Below are 21,161 nucleotides of genomic sequence, written 5' to 3'. Positions count from 1 at the left end.
TGTGCCGGATGCGTCCGCAGGACGTCATCCGGCAAGTTTCAGCAATTACTTCAACAGCTTCGCATCGCGCGCGGCCGCTTCGATATCCTTGTAGTTCTCGGCCTTGGTCGGGATGAACTTGGTGGCGCGCTGCAGTTCGAGGATTTCCTTGCCTTCAGGCGTGGAAGGGTCCAGCGCCAGGAAGGCGTCCGTCAGCTTCTTGCGCACGACGGGATTCATGTCGGCGCGCACGCTCCAGTTGTAATCGTAGTAGCCCGGTGTCGTGTAGAACACGCGCACCTTGGCTGGATCGACCTTTTTCGCTTCGACAAGCTTTTCCCACACGGAAATGTTCAAGGTGCCCGCATCGACCTTGCCGCCGGCCACGGCCGCCACGGTGGCGTCATGCGCGCCGGAAAACGCGATGCGCTTCATGTCCGTGTCCGGGTTGATCTTGGCGGCCAGCAAGTAATAGCGCGGCATCAAATGGCCCGAGGTCGACGATTCCGAGCCGAACGTGAAGTTCTTGCCTTTCAGGTCAGACAATTGATTGATGTCCTTGCTGGTGGTCACGAACACGGAGCGGAATTTCGTGTCTTCCTCGCGCTGCACCAGCGGCACGATCTTGCCGCCGCTGCGCACGTTCGCTTGTACAAACGTGAACCGCCGAACCAGACCATGTCGAGCTTGTGATTGATCAAGCCTTCCACGGACGCCGCGTAATCGGTGACGGGCGTAAATTCCACCTTCATGCCCAGCTTTTTCTCCAGGTAATTGCCCAGCGGCTTGAACTTGCGCTGCAATTCCGTCGGCGCTTCGTCGGGGATGGCGGATACGCGCAGCACTTGCTGCGCCTGCGCCAGGCCGCTGTGGATGGCCAGCGTGGCGGCGACGGTGGCCAGGATGGCGGGGAACTTGTTGGAGAATGTGGTCATGGGACTGCCTTTGAAAGATTGTTCATTAATATACGGAAACCCCGGTATTGCCATCCTGCATCTCGCCGATGACGACGGCGTCGCCAAAGCCTTCGGCGCGGAAAATCGCCAGCACTTGCTCGACGGCTTCCGGCGCGCACGCCACCAGCAGGGGGCCTGCCGTCTGTGGGTCCGTCAGGATCGCCTTGTCGATGGCAGTTAGACTGTCGGCCAGCGCCACTTGCGCGCCGTAGCCCTGCCAGTTGCGGCCCGAGGCGCCCGTGATGTTGCCATTCTGCGCCAGTTGCTGCACTTGCGGCAGCAGCGGCACGTCAGCCATGGCGATGCGCGCCTGCAACTTGGCGCCGCGCGCCAGTTCCAGCGTGTGGCCCAGCAAGCCGAAGCCCGTCACGTCCGTCAGCGCATGCACGCCGTCTAGCAGGGCCAGTTTCTTGCCCGGGGTATTCAATTTGGTGGTGTTGCCGATCAAGGAAGCGTAGCCATCCGCATCGAGCGCATTTTTCTTCAGCGCAGCCGACAAGATGCCCACGCCGATCGGTTTGCCCAATACCAGCTTGTCGCCGGCGCGCGCGCCCGCGTTGCGCTTCACCTGCGACGGGTGCACGAGGCCCAGCACGACGAGGCCGTAGATCGGTTCGACGGAATCGATGGTGTGGCCGCCCGCGATGGGGATGCCGGCCTGGGCGCAGATGGTTTCGCCGCCCTTTAAGATGAGGCCGATGGTTTCCCCGGCAACTTGTTGATCGGCATGCCCACCAGGGCAAGCGCCATGATGGGCGTGCCGCCCATGGCGTACACGTCGGAAATGGCGTTGGTGGCGGCGATGCGGCCGAAGTCGAACGGGTCGTCGACGATGGGCATGAAGAAATCCGTCGTGGCGATCAGCGCCTGCTCGTCGTTGAGCTGGTAGACGGCCGCGTCATCGGAGGTTTCTATGCCGACCAGTAATTCCTTCGGCAGGGGAAAGCCGCCGCTGCCCTTTAAGATGTCGGCCAGCACGCCGGGCGCAATTTTGCAGCCGCAGCCGCCGCCATGGGCAAATTCGGTCAATCGGATGGGGGTATTGGATGTTGCTGCGCTATCGGACATGGTCGTCATCCTGCTGAAATAAGTAATTGGGTGGCAAGCCAGGCATCACGCGGCGCTGGCGGTACGGGGTTCGCCGACGATAGCACACAACGCGCGCGCGGCTTGCTCAAAGGCATGTTCTGAAATATCGGGCAAGACCGCGGCGTCGCCTGGGCGTAGCGGCTGAAGTTGCGGGCGATCGATTGCCGGTAGACGGGGTCGTAATGCTGGACCAGCAGCTCTTCCACCAGTTCGGCCATCTGGCCCGCCGTCGCCAGTTGCTGCCAGTGTGCAATTTTCTCCTTGCCGTGCAGCTGCGTCAACAGGGCCAGCTGCACGTTCAGCTGCGCGGCGTCGCCGACGAAATGCGCATAGTCCTGCATCAGCAATTGCACGCGCTGTGCCGTATCGAGCCGCACGTCCGTGCAGGCGGCCGCGCGCATCTTGTCCATCAGGGCGTCAGGCACGCGCAGCCGGCCCACTTTCTTGCTTTCCGATTCGATGAACACGGGCAATGCCGGGTCGAACTGGCGCAATTGCTGCCACAGCGCGCTCTCAAACGCCTTTTGCGATGGCTGGTCTTCTTCGGGCAAGCCGCCCAGCACGGAGCCGCGGTGCGCCGCCAGTTGTTCCAGGTCGACCACCTGCGCGCCTTGCTTGTCCAGCACTTGCAGCAAGCGGCTCTTGCCGCTGCCCGTGGGGCCGCACAGCACGTTGATGAAGTCGAAACGCTCGGGCAGGGTGGCCAGCTCGGCGTTCACGTGGCGCCGGTAATCCTTGTAGCCGCCGTCGAGCTGCGTGACGGGCCAGCCGATGCGCGCCAGGATGTGCGCCATGGCGCCGCTGCGGTTGCCGCCGCGCCAGCAGTAGACGAGGGGCTTCCATTCGTGCGGATGGCCGAGGAAGCCATCTTCGATATGCCGCGCGATATTCTTCGCCACCAGCGCCGCGCCCAGCTTCTTCGCTTCGAAGGCACTGGTCTGTTTATACAGGGTGCCGACGCGCACGCGCTGCTCGTCGTCGAGCACGGGCAGGTTGATGGCGCCCGGCAAGTGGTCTTCCGCGAATTCGGACGGGCTGCGCACGTCGATGATGGCGTCGAATTCATGCAGGCGTGGCAGGATGTCGCTGAAGGGAAGGACTGCGGGGTATTTCATCGTGGCGCGGCTGCTTGGAATGGGGAAAGACGTATTATCCCCGATAAAGGCCGCTGGCGTGGGGCTTTGGCGCCGCCGTTCACCCTTCGGGTGCCGGGCCGCCATCTTGCATGGCCGTAAAGAACCGCACCAGGCTGTGCGGGGCGTCGTCGTCAAAGCACAGGCGCAGGATGCGCTCGGACTCCGCCGCGGCCACGCTGCTGCGCGCAAACAGCGCCGTTTCATACGCCAGCAGGGCCGCCGCCACGTCGCCCGGCTGCGCGGCAAGCGCCTGCGCCAGCTCGGCGCCATCGAACATGGCCAGATTGGCGCCTTCGCCGGCCGGCGCCATTAGATGGGCCGCGTCGCCCAGCAAGGTCACGCCCGCCACTGGCTGCCAGCGGTGACCGGCGGGCAGCAGGTGCACGGGACGGGGCACGGGCGGCGTGTCCGCCTCCGTGATCAGGGCCGTGAGGGCCGGCGCCCAGCCGGCAAACTGGGCGGCGATGGCTGCCCGGGCGGGCGGGGGCGGCAAAATCGATGCCGGCCAGCCATTCTTCGGATTTACTCAGGGCCACATACGCATGCAGCACGCCATCGGCTTCGCGGTGGGCCTGGATGCCCTTGCCCGGCGCCAGCGCGAACAGGGCGCCTGCGCCCACGGCGTGCGCGCTGGCCCGGTGGCGGCGGTCGCTGTCGAACAGATACGTTTCAATGAAGGCAATGCCGCTGTAGGCCGGCTGCGCGCTGGAGAGCAGCGGCCGCACCCGGGACCAGGCGCCGTCCGCGCCCACCAGCAGGTCGCTGGCCGCCGTGGCGCCATGCGCAAACTGTAAAAGGTGCCGGCCGCCGCCCAGCGTTGTGATGCTGGTCAATTTGTGGCCCCAGCGCACGCAGCCTTCAGGCAAGGCTTCGAGCAGGATGCGGCGCAGTTCCCCGCGTGGCACTTCGGGACGCCCGCCCGTGCCATCGTCGCTCTCGTCGTGCAAGACCGTGCCATGCTGGTCGAGCACGCGGCTCGCTTCGCCGCCCGCGTGGATGAGGGCGCGGAAGGCGTCGTGCAGGCCGGCCGCCCGCAGCGCTTGCTGGCCCGTATCTTCGTGGATGTCGAGCATGCCGCCCTGGCGGCGCGCCTGAGGCGACGCGTCCGCTTCATACACGGTGGCGGCGATGCCGTGGACGTGCAGCACGCGGGCGAGCATCAGCCCGCCCAGGCCTGCGCCGATGATGGCGATATGCATGGTGATCCTTTAGATGGTTTTCAAAATAACAATGGAACGATGTTCCATAGGAATTTTGCGGCAAGCCGCCATCTGTGTCAAGATAGGCGATGCCCCATACCGTAGCGACCCCACCACGACGCGCCGACTCGCTGACGCGCGACACCATCATCGACGCCGCCATTGCCCTGCTCGACACAGCGGGCGAGGGCGGCCTGACGTTCCGCGCCCTGGCCGCGCGCCTGGCGACGGGGGCGGGCGCCATCTACTGGCACGTGGCCGACAAGGATGATTTGTTCACGGCCGCCAGCGACGCCATCGTCGCCCGCGCCATGCAGGCCGCCCCGTCTGGCGATACGCCGCAGGCGGGCATCCGCGCCGTGGCGCTGGCCATGTTTGAGGCCATGGATGCGCATCCGTGGCTGGGCTCGGCCCTGTCGCGCGCGCCGGGCCAGCTGCCCACCGTGCGCATCCTGGAGCGCCTGGGCCGGCAGGTCGAGGCGCTGGGCGTGCCGCAGGATCGGCAGTGGATGGCGGCATGCGCCTTGCTCAATTATCTGCTGGGCGTAAGCGGGCAGAATGCGGCCAATGCCGTCATCGCCCGTGAAAAGGGCCTGGAGCGCGCGCATTTCCTCGACACCCTGGCGGGCGCCTGGTCACGCCTCGACGCGCAGGCGTTTCCGTTTGCCCGCAAGGTGGCGGGCCAGCTGCGCGCGCACGACGACCGCGCGGATTTTTTGGCGGGCATCGACCTGATCGTGCATGGCTTGCAGGCGCTGCAAGCGGGCCGCTAGCCCAGCAAATGTCCCAGCAGCGGCGCCAGCAGCACCGTCACGACGCCGGAAAAGATCATCGTCAGGCTGGCCACGGCGCCTTCTTCCGTGCCCACGCGGCGCGCCACGGAGAGTCCAAAACCGTGCGCGGCCGCGCCATACGGGGCGCCACGGGCGATGCGCATGCGCAAGGGCAGCAGTTTTAATAACGGTTTGCCCAGCATCAAGCCGAACAAACCCGTCATCACCACGAAGATGCCCGTCAGCTGCGCCGAGCCGCCCATGTGGCGCGACGCTTCCAGCGCGAACGGCGTCGAGACGGAACGGGCCAGCAGGCTGCGCGCCATGTCGCCGTGCACGCCAAATACCCGGTCCAGCAGCAGGGTGGCGGCCACGGACGCGACGATGCCGGCGCAGCTGCCCAGTGACAAGGCCAGCCAATGCTTGCGGATCAGCTTGCGCTCCTGGAAGATTGGCAGCGCAAACGCGATGGTGGCCGGGCCCAGCAGCCACGGCAGCCAGCGCGTCTCGCCGAAATACGTGGCGAACGGCGTCGAGGTCGCCTGCACGATGACGATCAATATCGCCGAGGTACAGATGGCGGGCGTCAGCAGAAAATGCGGATGGCGGCGGTGCACGGCCTGGTTGGCATAGAACAGCACCAGGGTCAGCAGCAAGAACAGCAGCGACAGCAGCAGGGTGCTCATGCCTGCCCCCGGGCTTTTCTCTGGCGCAGCAGCTTGTTCAGGCGCAACTTGCGTTCATAGCGGCACACCCATTCCACCGTCAACGCCGTGGCCAGCATCACGCTGGCAAAGCCCAGGCCGATATTTACGAACAGCATCAAGCCCTGCGACTTCAACAGTTGCGTAAATTGCACCACGGATACGACCAGCGGAATAAAGAACAGCAGCATGTTGGCCAGCAGCCAGTTCGCGCCCAGTTCGATGGCGCCTGGGCGCACCCAGCCCGCCAGCAGCAGGGCTACCAGCACGAACAGGCCCACGACGCCGCCGGAAAACGGCAAGTGCAGGGCGGATGCGGCCGCGTCGGCCAGCCACCAGGCGGCGATCAGCACGCCCACTTGCCACAAGGTCTGCGCGGGCTGGCGCCAGGCAGGGATGGAGAGTGGGGCGGTGGTGGAACAAGGGACGGCTTTCACGGCGGGCTTTCAAGCGGCAGGAGGAAGGTTTCATTGTAGAGACCCAACATCAAAAGATAAAATGACTTAAACTCATGATTATCATTCGATTTTGGAATGCATCATGGATATCCGCTCCCTGCGCTACTTCGTCGAAGTGGTCGAACAGAACAGTTTTACGCGCGCAGCCAGCAAGCTGCACGTGACGCAGCCCACCGTCAGCAAGATGATCCAGCAATTGGAACAGTCGCTGGACCTGGCCTTGCTCGACCGCGCCGGGAAACGCTTTACGTTGACGGACGCGGGCAAGGTGGTGCTGTCGCGCGCGCATGAACTGCTGGCCCTGCACGCGGAACTGAAGGTGGAGTTGCGCGACTTGCAACACCTTGAGCGGGGAGAATTGCGGGTCGGCGTGTCGCCGCAGACGCACTCGACCCTGGCGCCGTGGCTGGCCGAATACCACCAGCGCTATCCGGGCATCGAGCTGAAAATGTATGAAAGCGGCACGCAGGCCATCGAGCGCGACTTGCGCACCGGCACGGTGGAACTGGGCACCATGCTCGACTACCCGGGCAATGCGGCCACCTGGCAGGATTTCGAAGCCTTGCCCCTCGTGCGCTCGCCGCTGTGTCTGCTGGCCGCGCCCGGCTCGCCGTGGCAGGGCCGCTCTGCCGTCGCCCTGGCCGAGCTGGCCGACAGCCCCTTCATCTTCTATGGCGCCGCGTTTGCCCTCAACGACATTGTGCTGGACGCCTGCCAGCGGGCCGGTTTCGCGCCCCGCATCACGGGCCGCAGCGGCCAGTGGGATTTTATTGCCTCGCTGGTGCGGCTGGGCGTGGGCATCTGCCTGCTGCCAAAGATGTATTGCGACACGCTCGATGCCGCGCAATTTGACGTCATCCCCCTGGATGGCCCGCCCGTGGAGTGGAATTTGATGCTGGCCTGGCGCCGGGGCGGGCGGCTGTCGTTCGCGGCGCGCGCCTGGCTGGAGCTCGTCAGGGCGCACATGGAGCAGCCCGGGCGATTACAATAGGCGCTCGCCAATCACCGCCAAGCATATGAAGAACGTAGGTAAAACCAGACTCAAACGCACGGCCGGCTCATTGCTGCTGGGATTGTTATGCACCGTGGGCCTGATGAGTGAAATGGGCTACGCCCAGGCCGCCATTCCCGTGTATGGCTATTTCGTCAAGAATACCTATCCGCACGATCCTCAGGCGTTCACGCAGGGCTTGCTGTTCAAGGATGGGCATCTGTATGAAAGCACGGGCCAGAATGGCCAGTCCTCCTTGCGCAAGGTGGAATTGACGACGGGCAAGGTCTTGCAGAAAAGCATGCTCGACAAGAATGTGTTCGGCGAAGGCATCACGGACGTGGGCGATGAAATCCTGGGCCTGACGTGGATTTCGCAGACCGGCTATGTGTTCGACCTGAAAACGTTCAAACTCAAGCGCAAATTCAGCTACCAGGGCGAAGGCTGGGGCCTGGCCAGCGATGGCAAGTTCGTCTACATGAGCGATGGCACCTCGGCCATCCGCGTGCTGAATCCGAAAACCATGGCCGAGGTGCGCCGCTTCGAAGTGAAGGCCGAGGGCCGCCCCATCGACCGGCTGAACGAGCTGGAAATGGTCGACGGGCAACTGTTTGCCAATGTGTGGGGCGCGGACGTAATCGCCCGCATCGACCCGGCCAGCGGTAAAGTCGTCGGCTGGATCGACCTGACGGGCTTGCTGCCGCCCGAACAGCGGGGCACGGCCAATCCCGACGCCGTGCTCAACGGCATCGCCTGGGATGCGCGGGGCAAGCGTTTGTTTGTCACGGGCAAGCTGTGGCCCAAGCTGTTCGAGATCGAGCTGATCGAAATCCAGCGCCGCTGATGTTTCCTATCGGACAGTGTTGCTGGCGAGGAATCGTCTATGATGGCGTCCTTCGCCCAGTGCGACCTTCACAGGATGCCATGCTGTTCTTTCCTTTACACCGCCTGGCGGCTGCCGCCACCCTGGCTGCCGCCATGTTGCCCGCCGCGCAGGCGCAAACGCCATACGTGCCGGTGATGCAGCAATACGGCGACTTTGTCGTCACGCACGACCGCCACGACCCGCTTGTCACCTTGACTTTCCGCAAGCACGGCTATTGGCCCGGCGGCGCGCGCGAAGTGGTGGAAGTACGGCCCCTCAAGGCCAGGCGCGAAGGCCAGCCCATGCTGCTGGCGTTTACCAAGGGCTATACGGGGCAGGGTACCATCCTCATCGGCGTGCAGAATGGCGAACCGCTGATGCGTCCCATCAGCCCCCTGCAGCGCGACAGCATGGTGCGCACGGAGCGCGACCCCGAATGGGGCGTGCCGCAGCCGGGCCGTCCCGAGATGCTGCTGTTTGCCCGCGACGGCCGCGCGCGCTCGATACGGACACGGGCGAGCTGCTGTGGTTTGACGTGCCGGGCGGCGTCACGGGCGATTACGCGCCCGCCATGCTGGTCTCCGTCTCGCCCGACGGGCGGCGCGGCGCGTATCTGACGAATGCGCTGACGAAGGTGGGGATCATCGTCGCCACGCGCGACGACGGCGTGGCCGGCGTGCTGGCCTTGCCGCCAGACACCTATCAACGCTGGCTGAAACCGATCTCGGAAACGGCTTCCGCGCAGGCGGGCGCCGCCATCAAGGCGCGCCAGGGCCGCACGGATTCGAACCGCATCCGGCGCGAGCTGGAGCTGGCCTGGTTCGGCCAGCAATTTCAATGGAAACAAGGCAAGGGCGGCTGGCAAGTGACGGGACTGGGCCTCGCTTCCGCGCCGCCGGAAGGAAAACAGCCATGAGCATACCTAGACTGATCGCCGGCTGCCTCGCCGCCACCTTGCTGGCCGGCTGCGTGCACAGCGAAATCGCCCCCAGGGACTATCTGGCGCAAGACATCGACAAGAGCCAGGCGCTGGTGGAAGTGGACGTCGTCTTCGGGCAAGCGCCCGATGACAAGCTGACGTCGCGCGTGACGGCCCGCAATACCGTGGAATACGGGGGCGCGCCGCATATCGTCGTGCCGTTCTACCAGAAGGGCCTCGGCTTCGACCAGGGTTTTGCCGGCACCTACATGTTTGCCGTGCCGTATCCGATCGCCAAGGTCGAGACGGCCACGGCCAGCAGCCGCGTCTTCGGCCAGAAACTTGACGGCCAGCAGCCGGGCAGCCCGCGCTACCGCTTCCGCGTGCCGGGCAAGGCGCAGTGGAACAGCAATGAAACCTTCATGCTGGGCTTTGAGCGCAAAGGCCGCCGCGAAGAAATCACTTTCCGTTTCAGCAACGAGCAAAGCTGCCCGTCCGCCTTCCTGGCCACCACGCCAAAATACGGCTTCCCCATCAAGGTGGTCGCCACCTTCAAGGACAATAAAGGCTGCCTGAAAGTGTGCGACAGCCGCGACCAGTGGCCCGGCTTTTGCGCTTACCAGCCGCCGCCGGCCGCCTGACTATCACCATGCAAGCCACGCGCCGGCGTTGGACGGTGCGGCGCTTATACACGCGCGCGTTTTGCCGATTCTATTCAATTGTCATCGAATGACGGCGTAAAACGCTTATTTGTACGCTGAAAACCCGGCTGAATTGACGCAGATCAATACCGCGGCCAGCGCATAAATCTTGTCGCAAAAATATCTTTCTCAGGCGTATGATTTCTGTGCCGGGACCCGCGCACGCAGATGGCGCGGATCCGGCCCGATATCCGAAACGCATCCTTCCTGTGGAGATACAGAATGAAAATGCCCGTTTTAGGAAGCACCCAGGCCGCCATCAGCAACCGTCCGCTCGACATGCTGGCCACCGATACGGCGGCAGTGCGCGCCATCGCCCAGGCGGCCGTCAGCGTCGAGCTGTTCACGATTCCCCTGTACATGGCCACCATGTACTCGATCCAGGGCACGCACCAGATCAACTCGAAAGGCATCACCTATTATGAAGGCCGCCAGTGGCCGGGCATGGGCACCACGGCGCGGCCCGAGCTGGCGGAGCAAAAGGCCTTCAATATCATCTTCAGCGTCTTCATCCAGGAAATGCTGCACCTGCAGATGGCGGCCAACCTGGCCACGGCCATCGGCACGGCGCCATGCTTCACGGGCTCGGAGCTGCAATCGCAAGACCACGGCTGGACTTGCTACGGCAAGGACTGCACGCTGATCCCGCACATCGTCGACTTGCGCGATACGGCCGACTACAGCCACGTGCGCGTCAACCTGGAAGAGCTGAACGCCAACCAGTGCGACCTGTTCCTCGCCATCGAGCAGCCGGAACAGCAGGCGCGGGCCCACCTGGCGAAGTTCGACGCGCACGACCACACCAAATATTTCCCCGAGGTGCCGTTCGTGGGCTGGACGCCGGGCAAGCACGTGCATGATCTGCCCCTGTTCGGCACCATCGGCTATATGTATGAGTGCTACGCGCGCTATATCAGCATCGAATACATGGATGGCCAGACCCTGTGGCAAAAGCTGTTCGTCAACGGCTCGGTGCAGCAGGACATGTTCAACAGCCAGGTGCAGGGCCATGCACGGGCGGAATTTCCCAAGTTCGACACCTGTTTCGGCCCGCAGGACCAGGATGGCGGCCAGACGGGCTCGTTCAACAAGGCCATCGACATGATGGCGGCCATCACGGACCAGGGCGAGGGCAGCGCAACGTCCATCCAGCGCTACCGCCGCGACGCGGCCATGCGCCTGAAGGCCGTGCAGCCCGACTACCGCGAAGACCTGGCCGCCCTGAAGTGCGATTATCCGTCGTACGCGAACAATGGCAAGGACGCCGAATCGCGCGATGCGGCCGCGCGCCACGACAGCGCCGCCTACGACCACTACGAGCGCTTCGGCCAGGTGAAGGCCATGCTGCCCGTGAAAACCTGGGCCGCCTGGCACAAGGAAGGCGGGCGCTGGAGCGAGGCCATGCTGACCAACGAGCGCTACAACCCGGCCACCGCGCCGAAGAACATCCCCGCGCCCGCTGCCGTGGCGGGCGCCCTGAACCGCCTGAAGGACAGCAGCGGCACCCTGGAAATGCTCAGCACGGTGGCCACGGGCGCCATCTATGGCATCACTTCCGTGCTGGACCAGTACTGGCTGAAGCAGAAACTGGAGTTTCCGTATCCGTCGATGGTGGGCGCGGGCGACCGCATGGCCATCTGCTGGGCCGTACTGGGCCAGGCGCCGAACCTGGCGACGGGCGTGCCGCTGGTCGAGAAGGGCGTGCTGTACCACGCCTGCCAGGGCATGCACCTGGAGGGCGAGGCGTCGTCCACCTGCGCTGCGCTGGCCGTCTACCACACCTGCCGCGGTTCCAACGGCTGCCACGCCCAGGGCGGCTGCGGCTTTGCCCAGCCCGACACGGGCGGCTCGTCCTGCGGCCACTCGGTCAAGGCTGCCGCGGCGCCGGGCACCGAGTGCTACGTGCCGCCACCGCCGCCGGAAGACGATAAAGTCTACAGCGCGCCCAGCGACAACAAATGCGGCGGCTTCGGCGGCTGCGCCGTGCCGATTTCGGCCTCGCAGCTGTATCCGAACACCACGAAGAAGGATCCGCCCGAGCCCGCCACCATGACCCTGTACGATTTCGGTCCCGCGCCCGACCACCACAGCATTCCGCTGGATCAGAGCATGAGCTTCGCGCTCGGCGACAATGTCTACGACAAGGCCTGGGAAGCCTACGGCAAGGTGATGGCCGCGCGCGGCACGCCGGTGGGCGCGCCGCCGGCGCCCACGGACCTGCGCCTGGCCTTGCCGCCGTCGACCTGATGCGGGGCGTCCCGCACGGGGTGCAGCCGCGCCTGGGCCTGCCGAACCTGGGCCTGGGCGTGGGGCTGCGTCCGCCCCATTACGCGCACATCCTGGAACACGGTCCGCAGGTGGACTGGTTCGAGATCATCAGCGAAAATTTCATCGGCAACCACGGCTATGCGCGCCACGTGCTGGAGCAGGTGGCGGCGCAGGTGCCCATCGTCATGCACGGCGTGTCGCTGTCGATCGGCAGCAGCGATCCCCTGAGCCTGGCCTACCTGCGCCAGCTGCGCCAGCTGGCCGCCGAGATCCGCCCCGCGTGGATTTCCGACCATCTGTGCTGGACGGGCGCCGCCTCGCTCAACAGCCACGACTTGCTGCCCATGCCGCTGGACGAGGCCAGCCTGCGCCACGTGGCGGGAAGAGTGCGGCAAGTGCAGGAATTCCTGGGCCGGCCCCTGATCCTGGAAAACCCCAGCACCTATGTGGAGTTTGCCCAGTCCTGCATGCCGGAATGGGAATTCCTGGGCCGCCTGGCCGAGGAGACGGGCTGCGGAATCTTGCTCGACGTCAACAATGTCCACGTTTCCGCGCATAACCACGGCTATGACGCGGCCGCCTACATCCGCCAGTTGCCGCACGACCACATCGTGCAAATCCACCTGGCCGGGCCCACCGTCTGCGGCGCAGTGCTGATCGACACGCACGACGCGCCCGTGCCGGCCGCCGTCTGGCGCCTGTACGCGCTGGTGCAGCAGCTGACGGGCGGCGTGTCGGCCCTGCTGGAATGGGATGCGGACATTCCGCCCTATCCGCAGCTGCTGGCTGAACTGGACAAGGCGCGCGCGGCCGGGCGGGGGGAGTTTTCCGACGCGGCGCCCGCCACGGCCAAGATTGCCGCCGCCGTGTCGGCGCCGCTGGGCTTTCACCTGGAGGCTGCCCATGCCCCGTAGCGCCGATGGGGATGCCCGCGCCCCGCTGGCGCAATTGCAGGCGTGGTTTTTGACGGCCATGACGGCGCCGGGCGGCGTGGCGCGCGGCGCGCAGCTGGCCAGCGAGCGCCACGGCCTGACGCAGGAGCAAGTGCTGAAACGGGCGCGTGGCGGGCCGGCGCCGCTGCACATCCATGCGGATGGCTATGTGCAGCGCCTGCTCGAATGCCTGCAAGCCGACTATCCCGTCTTGCGCAAGGTCATGGGCGACGAGTTGTTCGCGTTCTTTGCCCGCGCCTATGTCTGGCGCCACCCGTCCGCGTCGCCCACCCTGTACGACCTGGGCGGCGGCTTTGCCGATTTTCTCGCCGCCAGCCAGGGCGCGGCCGGCGCGCAGGGGCCGGTCTTGCGCTTTCCCGTCGAACTGGCGCGGCTGGAGCGGGCGCGCAGCGAGGCGGGCAGGGCGCCGGGCCTGGAAAAGCTGGCGCCGTCCATGCTGCCTTCCGGCCTGGACTTGCTGCTGGGAAATACACAGACATGGCGCCTGGCGCCGTGCGCGCGGCTGCTGGCCCTGTCGTTTCCCTTGTGTGCATTCTGGCAACAGGCACAGGCCGCGGCGGATGACGCCATGCCGGCCCAGCCGCAGGCCAGTCCCGCCTACGTGGCCATTTCGCGCATGCATTACCGGCTTGCCATGCACGAGTTGCAGTCCTGGCAATTTCACTGGCTGCAGGCGCTGGGCGGGGGCGCGACGCTGGCGCAGTGCGCGCAGCAGGCGGCGCAGTCCAGCGGCAGGGCGCCGGACGAGGTGCTGGCCGACGCCATGCTGTGGCTGCCGATGGCGGCCGCGGCCGGGCTGGTCTTCAGCGGCGAGGCGTGAGCGGAAAGCGGCGGACGCAAAAAAGGCCGATGCAAATCGGCCTCGATGACAACTGCAGCGATAACCGCAGGTGTTGCTGAGTGTTGCTTAGCGGTAAAACGCTTCGACTTTGCCCTTCAGCTTGATCTGCAGCGGACGGCCGCGGCGGTCGAGGGACTTGGTGGAAGCGACCTTGATCCAGCGTTCGCTGATGCAATATTCTTCCACGTCAAGGCGTTCCTTGTCGTTGAAGCGGATGCCGACGTCGTTTTCGAACACGGCTGCAACGTGGTAAGGGCTGCTCGGGTCGATCGACAGGCGATCGGGCAATGGGGGTAAGGTAGTAGTGGTATCGTTCATGGGCGTAATTATCGCCCAGAATGCCGATCCAGACAACGGGCAGCGCATGCTAATCTGGCCGCCATGCGACATGGCACGCCCACATTTCTTTTCCCTGCCGTCGTACCTCCCTTACAAATGCCGCGTTTCCTGCGGAGGCGTGTCCCAGTCGTCGTGCCAGCCATCGACAAAGGTGACGGGCACCCGCGCCAGATCGGCCGCCGAAGAGTCATCAAGGCAGCTGACGCTGATGCCGACAAACGGACCGCTGCGCGCAGAATCGCCGTGGCCAAATGGGCGCACGCCGCAGTGGCGGCAAAAATAGTGGCGCTCGCGGCGTGCGCCGAAACGGTATTCGCTGAGGTCCCCTTCACCGGCCAGCAGGCGGAAGGCCGTGGGTGGCACCAGGATAGCCCAGCAACGCACTTTCAGGCAGAACGAACAGTTGCAGCGCAGGCTCGGGGCCGTCAGGTCGATTTCGGCCGCGAAACGCACGGCGCCGCAGTGGCAACTGCCATGGTAGGTTTTTTTCATTCCGCCTACTGTACAGGGTTGCCGTACTGTCATGCAACTGCCGGCATGGCGACATCTGCAGGGCCGCGCACTATAATGGCGCCTGTTCAAGAACAAGGAGTCGCAGCATGGAAATGGCCGTTACCGACAGCCTGCGCCAGCAGGCCTACGCGCAGGCCGCGGCCTTCGTGCGGACGCTGGACGGGCGCGACCCGCTTGCGCTGCAACGCGACTGGGCCCTGTCGCCGGCGGTTGCCGGGGAAATCATCGAGATGCTCGACAGCTATTTTGCGGCGAACGAGGCGCTGTCCCTGGCGCCGCTGGCGCAGGCGTTCGTGCCGGGCCAGGGCGGCCGTCCCGCCGTCGACGCATATGCCAGCGACGCCGGCCCGCTGGGCCTGGAATGCCGCTTGCTGGCCGACGGCAAGCCGGGCGAAGCGATCTTGCACCTGGAAATGTCCGGCCACGAGGGCGCGCTGCGCCTCCATTACCGATATATTGGATCCTGAAAGCACCATGACCGTACCGATCAGCGAAACACAACAGCGCATCTGCGACAAATTCGGCTTGCCGGCGCAAGCGCCCGAACCCATGGTGGCCCTGGCCATCGGCAGCCTGGCCCATTCGCCCATCTACGGCACGCGCGTCGCGCTGCCCGAAAACGGCACCATCAGCTGGTTCATCCACTGCGGCGAACACGACGACGCCAGCGGCTTTTACCAGCCCCTGCACGCGGAACACCTGCACGAGATGCTGCCGCAGGTGCTCGATTACCTGGCCTTGCCCAGCGGCGCCAGGTTCATCCTCGACCGGGAAGGGTACGAGGATGTGTGGCTGGAGGCGGCGGACTAGGCCTGTGCCTGTAAGTTTTGCTCAGTTATAAATATTTCTTGTGGACTAGACTTTCATTTCCTTAATCTCCCTGGATACGGAGCCGAGATGAAAAAGTCTACCGCGGAAGTCGGATTGAAATGGCAGTTCCACAAGCGCAACGGTGTCGACACGATCGTGTTGCTGAACGCCAGCCAGCAGGAGCTCTACATTTCCAGCCTGGAAATCACCCTGAATATCGCCATCGGCACGGTCGTGGGCGGAAACAGCCTCGATGCCATCATGGCGGCGAAAAAGATAGAAGAGAAGGACTGGCCGGCGAAGAAGCAAGAGTTTTTCTTGGAGGAAATGAACAAGCACGAAGGTCCGCTGGACAAGCGGGCCATCGCCGCCACGGACGTGTTCTTTGCGCCATGGGGCGCGCTGGCCTCGTCGGAAGAGCATCCGGCGGAATATTCGCGCGCGGTGAGCTACAAGGGCGGCGACTATGTGGCCGTGGTCAGTGTCGGCACGGAAGCAGCGGGCCGCATGGACCCGGGCGGCATGCCGGAATATGTCTACCAGGTCCGCTATCTGCGCAAGCCGGCCGTGATCCCGGCCAACCTGGGCCGCGACCTGTCATATGTCAGCAGTTTCAAATACCTGGTCTGCCGCTCCTCGATCGATGGCCTGACCCGCCTGCCATCGATCCGCGTCCAGCTTGACGGTAGCAGCGACTGGCTGGAAGTGCCGCTCGACCTGCTGCAAGCGAGCATGGGCGACAAGCGCAGCCGCGTGATCGACCAGTCCTGCCGCGGCCTCGTCTCGGCCGCCGCTTTCTCGCGCCGCTCGCTCGGCTATTACGCGAACTATTTCGGCTATCAGCGCGACGTCTTCATCCGCGACGTGCCGTTCCAGAACATCAACGAGCTGTCATACGGCATGTTTACGATCAACCTGGACGGCACGCCGGCCAGTTCCGATCCCTGGGGCGACGACTGGCAGCTGTCGTCGCTGCAGTTCATGAAACAGCTCAATCCCGACCTGAAAGTGCACCTGATCGTCGGCGGCTGGCCCAAGGTGGTGGAATTCGACGTGGGCGACTGCGTCACCCTGCGCGAGATGCAGGAGTCGGCGGCGCGCGATGTGCCGCTCAACGACGGTGTCACGATCAGCCTGTACCGCGTCAGGAGGGCGAGGACGGGAGCGAAATGTACTACCGCCTGTGGCAGCCGCTGACGGTGAACGGCAGCGTGCTGCAACCCAGCGCGACAGCCACGCGCTTTGCCTGGGGCAAGGGCTTCTTGACGCAGTATCTGAGCGGGTACTGGGGGAATGTCGCCCTGGTGCTTGGCAGCGCGATTGTCGGCAACGGCAGGCGCCAGGACTATCCGGCGGAATACAGCGTGCGTATCCAGCTTGCGCTTGCGGCCGCCTTGCAGCAAAAAATCCAGCCGTCGGCAGAGCTGTTCAGCATGGTCGGCACCGACCCGGCCAAGGCCCGGCGCTTTGCCGAGGCGATGGTGCAAAGCGTGGTGCTGATGGGCTTTGACGGCATCGAGATCGACTGGGAGTATCCGGGCAAGGAGGACGGCCCCGCCTACGTGCGCATCCTCGAGGCGCTGCGCGCCGCCGAAGCCAACCCCGGCTTGAACCCCGAGCGCCGCAAGATTTACCTGGGCATCGCCTCGCCGGCCGCGGCGCCCAAGATCCGTCTGATCGACAGCGGAACGTTGCCGTCCGGCACAGACACTTACTGGCGCCCCATCGGACGGCTGGTCGACACCATCCACATGATGACGTACGACTACGGCGGGCCATGGCTGAAATACTCCGATTTCAACGCGCCCATGCTGCCCGCTTCGGACGCGGGCGCGGGCGAACAGCCGAGCGGCGTGCGCGAGACGCTCACCACCATGCTCGGCTATGCCGACCGCCTGTGCTTCACGCGCCAGCAGCTCTCGCTGGGCCTGCCCATCTACGGGCGCGGCGTGAAAGTGGTGCCGGAAGCGGGCGGCCAGCGCGACCCCGACGCGCGCCTGGGCATCAATTGCCGCACGGATGGCCCCGCTGAAGGGCAGTTCGCCGACCAGCCCGGCACCTATCTGTACAGCCATATCGCCAGCCAGATGAAGCTGGGCAGCCGCTCCGACAAGTTTCCCAATTTCGTGGCGCCCGGCCTGCATCCGAAGGCGAGGGCGCCGTATCTGTACGTGCCGGCGCGCGATGGCCAGCCGGCCATTTCCGTGACGTATGACGATCCCGCGTCGATACGCGAGAAGATCCGCTATGCCAAGACGGAATCGCTGGGCGGCGTCATGGCCTGGGACTTGTCGGGCGACTTGCCGGCCAGCGACCCGCGCTCGCTGCTGCGCGCCATCGGCGACGAACTGCGCCAGGAACGCCCGCCCGCGCAGCCTGAGCTGCGGGAATTGCCCGATTTCAGCCTGTACCGGCGCGCGGCCAAAGAAGGCACGGCGCTGCCGGCCCGGCCCCTGTGGAACGTGGGGTGCGACTATGGCGCCTCGCTGGAAAGCCGCGACATGACGGTCAGCGCCGGGGTGCTGGCGATGGCGGCCCTGCCGGGAGGACGCCTGGCGCTGGCCCTGGCGGACGGCGCCGTGCAGATCATGGCGCCCAACCGTGCCGTCGCGCCGTGGGAGTGGGAAACCAGATCCGCCTGGCATCTGGCCGCGCCCGCGGTCTCGCTGCTGGCCTTGCCATCGGGGCGCCTGCTCGTGCTGCAGCAAAATGGCGACCTGGCACGCATCGACGTACAAGACAGCAAGACGCCCGTCCTGCGCCTCGCTGCCGGGCTGGCGCCGCGGGCGGGGAGCTTGCTTGCTGGCTGGGGCGAGCAGGCGCTGCTCTTCGACGGCACGGCGCTGCGCACCGTCACGGCGCCCGTCCTGCGCGAGCAGGCATGGCAGGTGTCGCCGCCCATGCCGCTGGCGGCCAACGCGCTCGTCGCGCTGCCGGGCGGCTTGCTGCTGAGCGGCGGCACGCGCAGCGATGAAATGCCTTCGGTGGCCGTGTGGAAGATCGAGGGCGGCAAGCTGGCATTGCAGGCGGCCGTGCCCCGTTCCAAGCCGGAAGACTGGGGCGCCATCGCCTTCCTGAGCGTCTTGTCCGACGGCGCCGTGGCGGCCCTGACGGCGTACGGCAATTACCAGGCCTATGGCCCGGCGGCGCTGCAGCCGGAGCGGCCGCAGCCCGCCGCGTGGAGCGCGCTCAGCGACGGCGAGCAGGTTGGGCGGGCGCTGCTGCCGCTGCCGCAGGGCGGCTTTCTCAGCATCAGCGACGGCGCGTACATGTTCTGGGGCCGGCGCGGCGATGGTTATGTGATGCTGCAGAGACTGAGCGGTAGCCGTTCGGCCGACGCGGCTGCCGTGCTGGACAACGGCGACGTGGTGATCGCCAGGGGGGCCGAATTGCGCTACCTGGCGGCACGCAGCTGGCCGCGCGCGCAAGCTTGTCTCCAGCCCAGCTGGAATTGGCGCGACGGGGACGACGGCCGTTCCTGGCTGCACCATCTGGCGGCCGCCGGCAACCAGGCCGGCATGGCGCAAGCGCTGGCGGAAGGCGCGCCGCCCGACCTGCAGGCCACCGATGCGGCCAGCGGCGCCCAGGAAAGCGTGGCCGAAACGGCCTTGCGCGCGCAGCACTGCGCCATCGTGCCCCAGCTGACGGCCGCCGGCGCCCCTTTGTGGAGCGGCGGCAACGCCGAACGCACGAGCGCCTTGCTGAACGAGCCCGTGCTGGCCGCCTTGCTGCCGCCGGAACTGCTGGCCAGCACGCCTTACCTGCTGCCCGACCTGCCTCTGGCGGGCGCGCCGATCGCGCCCGCGACGGCGGCCTTCCTGAGCGATAATCCGCGCCTCGCCACCCTGATCGCCACGGCGCTGGCGCCGGTGCTGCCGGAAACGGCGCGGCAAGTGCAGCACCTGGTGCAGGATTACGCCATCGACGCTGCCTTGCTGGCGGCCGCGCGCGGGGAAGGCGATACCTGCCTGATGCACGTGCTGGTGCCGGACGGCGCCCGGGCCGACGATTGCAAGCAGGCCGAGGGCGTGGGCGAGGATTTGCGTCAGGTGCTGGCGCAGCTGCTGGGCCAGCGCCATGCCGACCCGGACGCCTTCATCGCCGCCATCGATGCCGTCTGGACGGCGCCGGACAAGGCGCGGCCTGCGCCGCCAGGAGTGCCGCCAGCTGGTGGCCGCCGCCGCGCGTCCCAAGCGTCCGGACGCCTACCGCCTCGTCAGCGAACCGGCCGTCTGCGACCTGGCGCTGCTGCATTACGCCGCGCTGGTGGAGCTGGGCTGGCCGGCGCCCGCTGGTGCGCCGCAGGAACCCCTGTCCCGGCGCGCCCCGGCCCACTACCGCATGCTGATGCAGGCCGGACGCGACGCCCTGACGCCGAACGGCTGGGATGATCCCGTGCTGCGCCCCGGGCTGGCCGTGCAGGGCTTGCCCAACGAGGTGACGGCCCTGCTGGACATGGCGCCGTGGATGGCCGCGCCCATGGGGGCCGCGGCCGATGCCCTGGTCAGCGGCATGGGCGTGGTCGTGCGCGACTATCACCAGCAGGAGCTGGACGCCCGCCGGCTGGTCGCTTCCGACCTGGCGGCGGTGCAGGATCCGTACACGGCACTGGGGGAATTTTCCGGCGGCGCGGCCATGGCCGGCCTGGCCATGCAGCAATTGCTGCTGTGGTCGTGCACGACGCCGCAGGGCGCCGCCCTGGCCTTGCCCGCCGCCGCTGCCTTGCTGGCCCTGCGCGCGCCTGCGCCCTGGATACCGCAAGGCGATGTGAATGCGTATGCGCAACAGTGGTTCAGCTGGGCGGAAGATCCGCCCTATCTGGCGCAGGACCCGACGGCGCTGCCGGAGCAGACGGACGCCGTCACGCCGCTGCCGGCACGCAGCAGCAATGCCCCCGTGCGCCGCGTGCTCGCGGCGGCCGGGGCGGCGGCCGTGCCGCCCGCGCCCGACGTCGACGAAGAAGCCAGCCGCAGGCGGCGCCTGGAACAGAGCGTGCGCGCCACGCAGATGAAATTCATGGTGCAGACGTGGCAAAACAATATGCTGGTCGACAGCAAGCTGCAGGCGCAGGAAGACGAGCGCCTGCTGAAAAGCCCGTACACGGCGCGCATCGACGAGCTGACCCGCAATGCGGCGCAGGCCGATGCGACCCTGAGCAATACCCGCGCGCGCCGCGAGCTGGTCCGGGACCTGGAAAACAAGCCGTTCGGCATGTCGGCGGCCGAGCTGCGCAAGGCGGGTATCGACGTCAAGTTGCCGGCGGGCATGCGCGACGATCAGCTGTTGCCCGACGACCTGTATGACGACGCTCTCGAGCACGAGCATGCGCGGCTCGACGGCGTGGAAAAGGACGCGCTCGCGGCGCGCAGCAAGGCGATCGGCGAAGTCGACGGCCTGCGCCGCAAGCGCGACATGGACCCGCAGCGCCTGCGCCAGCTCGAGCAGCAGGCCAAGCTCAAGGGACAGCTGGAGGCGGCCCAGCGCAAGCTCAGCAAGATGCAGGATTACGCGCTGCTGGCCGACAGCATCGCCCACTATGGCGCCTCGGCGCTCGACTGGCTGCACGACAAGGGCGTGATCTCGGGCAAGTTTGCGGAAGTGGCCAAGACCATACTGACGTGGGCCAACCGCATCGTGCAGATCGGCATCGCCGTGGCCACCATCGCC

20 protein-coding genes and 2 pseudogenes are annotated in these 21,161 nt (G+C 66.1%); 13 read left to right on the top strand and 9 right to left on the bottom strand.

Annotated features, from left to right (window positions below):
* Positions 1 to 45: 45 nt before the first annotated feature.
* The 5 genes and pseudogenes from ACQVLG_RS23900 to ACQVLG_RS23880 all read right to left on the bottom strand — a co-directional run bounded on the left by ACQVLG_RS23900 (position 46) and on the right by ACQVLG_RS23880 (position 4,359).
* Positions 46 to 914, bottom strand: a pseudogene (locus ACQVLG_RS23900) (putative selenate ABC transporter substrate-binding protein).
* 25 nt (positions 915 to 939) lie between these two features.
* Positions 940 to 2,003: pseudogene (gene selD, locus ACQVLG_RS23895) on the bottom strand (selenide, water dikinase SelD).
* 5 nt (positions 2,004 to 2,008) lie between these two features.
* Positions 2,009 to 3,139 (bottom strand): tRNA 2-selenouridine(34) synthase MnmH, encoded by a 1,131-nt coding sequence (mnmH, locus tag ACQVLG_RS23890; RefSeq protein WP_474291281.1) that lies wholly within the window; start codon positions 3,137 to 3,139, stop codon positions 2,009 to 2,011.
* A 79-nt stretch (positions 3,140 to 3,218) separates the two neighbouring features.
* Positions 3,219 to 3,470, bottom strand: a complete 252-nt coding sequence (locus ACQVLG_RS23885) for a hypothetical protein (protein ID WP_474291280.1) — start codon at positions 3,468 to 3,470, stop codon at positions 3,219 to 3,221.
* Positions 3,361 to 4,359: an FAD-dependent oxidoreductase gene (locus ACQVLG_RS23880; protein WP_474291279.1), complete on the bottom strand. Its 999-nt coding sequence runs from the start codon at positions 4,357 to 4,359 to the stop codon at positions 3,361 to 3,363. Before ACQVLG_RS23880 ends, ACQVLG_RS23885 begins: the two co-directional genes overlap by 110 nt.
* Before the next feature lie 89 nt (positions 4,360 to 4,448).
* Between ACQVLG_RS23880 and ACQVLG_RS23875 the strand changes: the two genes are divergently transcribed.
* A complete protein-coding gene (locus ACQVLG_RS23875; protein WP_474291278.1) occupies positions 4,449 to 5,132 on the top strand; it encodes a TetR/AcrR family transcriptional regulator in 684 nt (227 codons plus the stop codon).
* Here ACQVLG_RS23875 and ACQVLG_RS23870 read toward each other — a convergent pair.
* The gene (locus tag ACQVLG_RS23870; RefSeq protein ID WP_070288450.1) at positions 5,129 to 5,818 is read right to left on the bottom strand and encodes an LrgB family protein; all 690 of its coding nucleotides are present in this window, start codon (positions 5,816 to 5,818) and stop codon (positions 5,129 to 5,131) included. The two genes, ACQVLG_RS23875 and ACQVLG_RS23870, sit on opposite strands and share 4 nt — an antisense overlap.
* Complete coding sequence (locus ACQVLG_RS23865) at positions 5,815 to 6,273, bottom strand: CidA/LrgA family protein (protein ID WP_474291277.1); 459 nt, start codon at positions 6,271 to 6,273, stop codon at positions 5,815 to 5,817. Before ACQVLG_RS23865 ends, ACQVLG_RS23870 begins: the two co-directional genes overlap by 4 nt.
* A gap of 103 nt (positions 6,274 to 6,376) precedes the next feature.
* Here ACQVLG_RS23865 and ACQVLG_RS23860 point away from each other — a divergent pair, with 103 nt between their 5' ends.
* The 8 genes from ACQVLG_RS23860 to ACQVLG_RS23825 all read left to right on the top strand — a co-directional run bounded on the left by ACQVLG_RS23860 (position 6,377) and on the right by ACQVLG_RS23825 (position 13,811).
* A complete protein-coding gene (locus tag ACQVLG_RS23860) occupies positions 6,377 to 7,285 on the top strand; it encodes a LysR substrate-binding domain-containing protein (protein ID WP_474291276.1) in 909 nt (302 codons plus the stop codon).
* Positions 7,286 to 7,310: 25 nt separating this feature from the next.
* Positions 7,311 to 8,129 (top strand): glutaminyl-peptide cyclotransferase, encoded by an 819-nt coding sequence (locus ACQVLG_RS23855; RefSeq protein ID WP_474291275.1) that lies wholly within the window; start codon positions 7,311 to 7,313, stop codon positions 8,127 to 8,129.
* Positions 8,130 to 8,209: 80 nt separating this feature from the next.
* The gene (locus ACQVLG_RS23850; protein WP_474291274.1) at positions 8,210 to 8,767 is read left to right on the top strand and encodes a hypothetical protein; all 558 of its coding nucleotides are present in this window, start codon (positions 8,210 to 8,212) and stop codon (positions 8,765 to 8,767) included.
* Positions 8,722 to 9,066, top strand: a complete 345-nt coding sequence (locus tag ACQVLG_RS23845; protein WP_474291272.1) for a hypothetical protein — start codon at positions 8,722 to 8,724, stop codon at positions 9,064 to 9,066. Before ACQVLG_RS23850 ends, ACQVLG_RS23845 begins: the two co-directional genes overlap by 46 nt.
* Positions 9,063 to 9,710, top strand: coding sequence for a hypothetical protein (locus ACQVLG_RS23840; protein ID WP_474291271.1), 648 nt, complete (start codon positions 9,063 to 9,065; stop codon positions 9,708 to 9,710). The genes ACQVLG_RS23845 and ACQVLG_RS23840 overlap by 4 nt, the downstream gene beginning before the upstream one ends.
* 282 nt (positions 9,711 to 9,992) lie before the next feature.
* The gene (locus tag ACQVLG_RS23835) at positions 9,993 to 12,017 is read left to right on the top strand and encodes a ferritin-like domain-containing protein (protein WP_474291270.1); all 2,025 of its coding nucleotides are present in this window, start codon (positions 9,993 to 9,995) and stop codon (positions 12,015 to 12,017) included.
* Complete coding sequence (bufB, locus tag ACQVLG_RS23830) at positions 12,017 to 12,952, top strand: MNIO family bufferin maturase (protein WP_474291269.1); 936 nt, start codon at positions 12,017 to 12,019, stop codon at positions 12,950 to 12,952. Before ACQVLG_RS23835 ends, bufB begins: the two co-directional genes overlap by 1 nt.
* Positions 12,942 to 13,811 (top strand): HvfC/BufC family peptide modification chaperone, encoded by an 870-nt coding sequence (locus ACQVLG_RS23825; RefSeq protein ID WP_474291268.1) that lies wholly within the window; start codon positions 12,942 to 12,944, stop codon positions 13,809 to 13,811. The genes bufB and ACQVLG_RS23825 overlap by 11 nt, the downstream gene beginning before the upstream one ends.
* A gap of 87 nt (positions 13,812 to 13,898) precedes the next feature.
* On the opposite strand, the gene ACQVLG_RS23820 is transcribed toward ACQVLG_RS23825, so the two are convergent.
* Entirely contained in the window at positions 13,899 to 14,150 is a 252-nt protein-coding gene (locus tag ACQVLG_RS23820) for a DUF3297 family protein (protein ID WP_474291267.1), read from the bottom strand.
* A gap of 111 nt (positions 14,151 to 14,261) precedes the next feature.
* A complete protein-coding gene (locus ACQVLG_RS23815; RefSeq protein ID WP_474291266.1) occupies positions 14,262 to 14,663 on the bottom strand; it encodes a GFA family protein in 402 nt (133 codons plus the stop codon).
* A gap of 107 nt (positions 14,664 to 14,770) precedes the next feature.
* Here ACQVLG_RS23815 and ACQVLG_RS23810 point away from each other — a divergent pair, with 107 nt between their 5' ends.
* From ACQVLG_RS23810 to ACQVLG_RS23795, 4 genes are all read left to right on the top strand, one after another.
* On the top strand, positions 14,771 to 15,151 hold the full coding sequence (locus tag ACQVLG_RS23810) for a hypothetical protein (RefSeq protein WP_474291265.1): 381 nt from the start codon (positions 14,771 to 14,773) through the stop codon (positions 15,149 to 15,151).
* Between the two features lie 7 nt (positions 15,152 to 15,158).
* Positions 15,159 to 15,494: an immunity protein Imm33 domain-containing protein gene (locus ACQVLG_RS23805; RefSeq protein WP_230537666.1), complete on the top strand. Its 336-nt coding sequence runs from the start codon at positions 15,159 to 15,161 to the stop codon at positions 15,492 to 15,494.
* Between the two features lie 87 nt (positions 15,495 to 15,581).
* Positions 15,582 to 16,691 (top strand): hypothetical protein, encoded by a 1,110-nt coding sequence (locus ACQVLG_RS23800; RefSeq protein WP_474291264.1) that lies wholly within the window; start codon positions 15,582 to 15,584, stop codon positions 16,689 to 16,691.
* Positions 16,664 to 19,885 carry a glycosyl hydrolase family 18 protein gene (locus tag ACQVLG_RS23795; protein ID WP_474291263.1) on the top strand — a complete coding sequence of 1,074 codons (3,222 nt, stop codon included), beginning with the start codon at positions 16,664 to 16,666 and terminating at the stop codon, positions 19,883 to 19,885. The genes ACQVLG_RS23800 and ACQVLG_RS23795 overlap by 28 nt, the downstream gene beginning before the upstream one ends.
* Positions 19,886 to 21,161 lie beyond the last annotated feature (1,276 nt).

Source organism: Janthinobacterium sp. TPC_1 (genome assembly GCF_056037845.1).
Note: the sequence above shows the minus strand (reverse complement) of the source record. Positions and strands in the feature narration are given on the sequence as shown.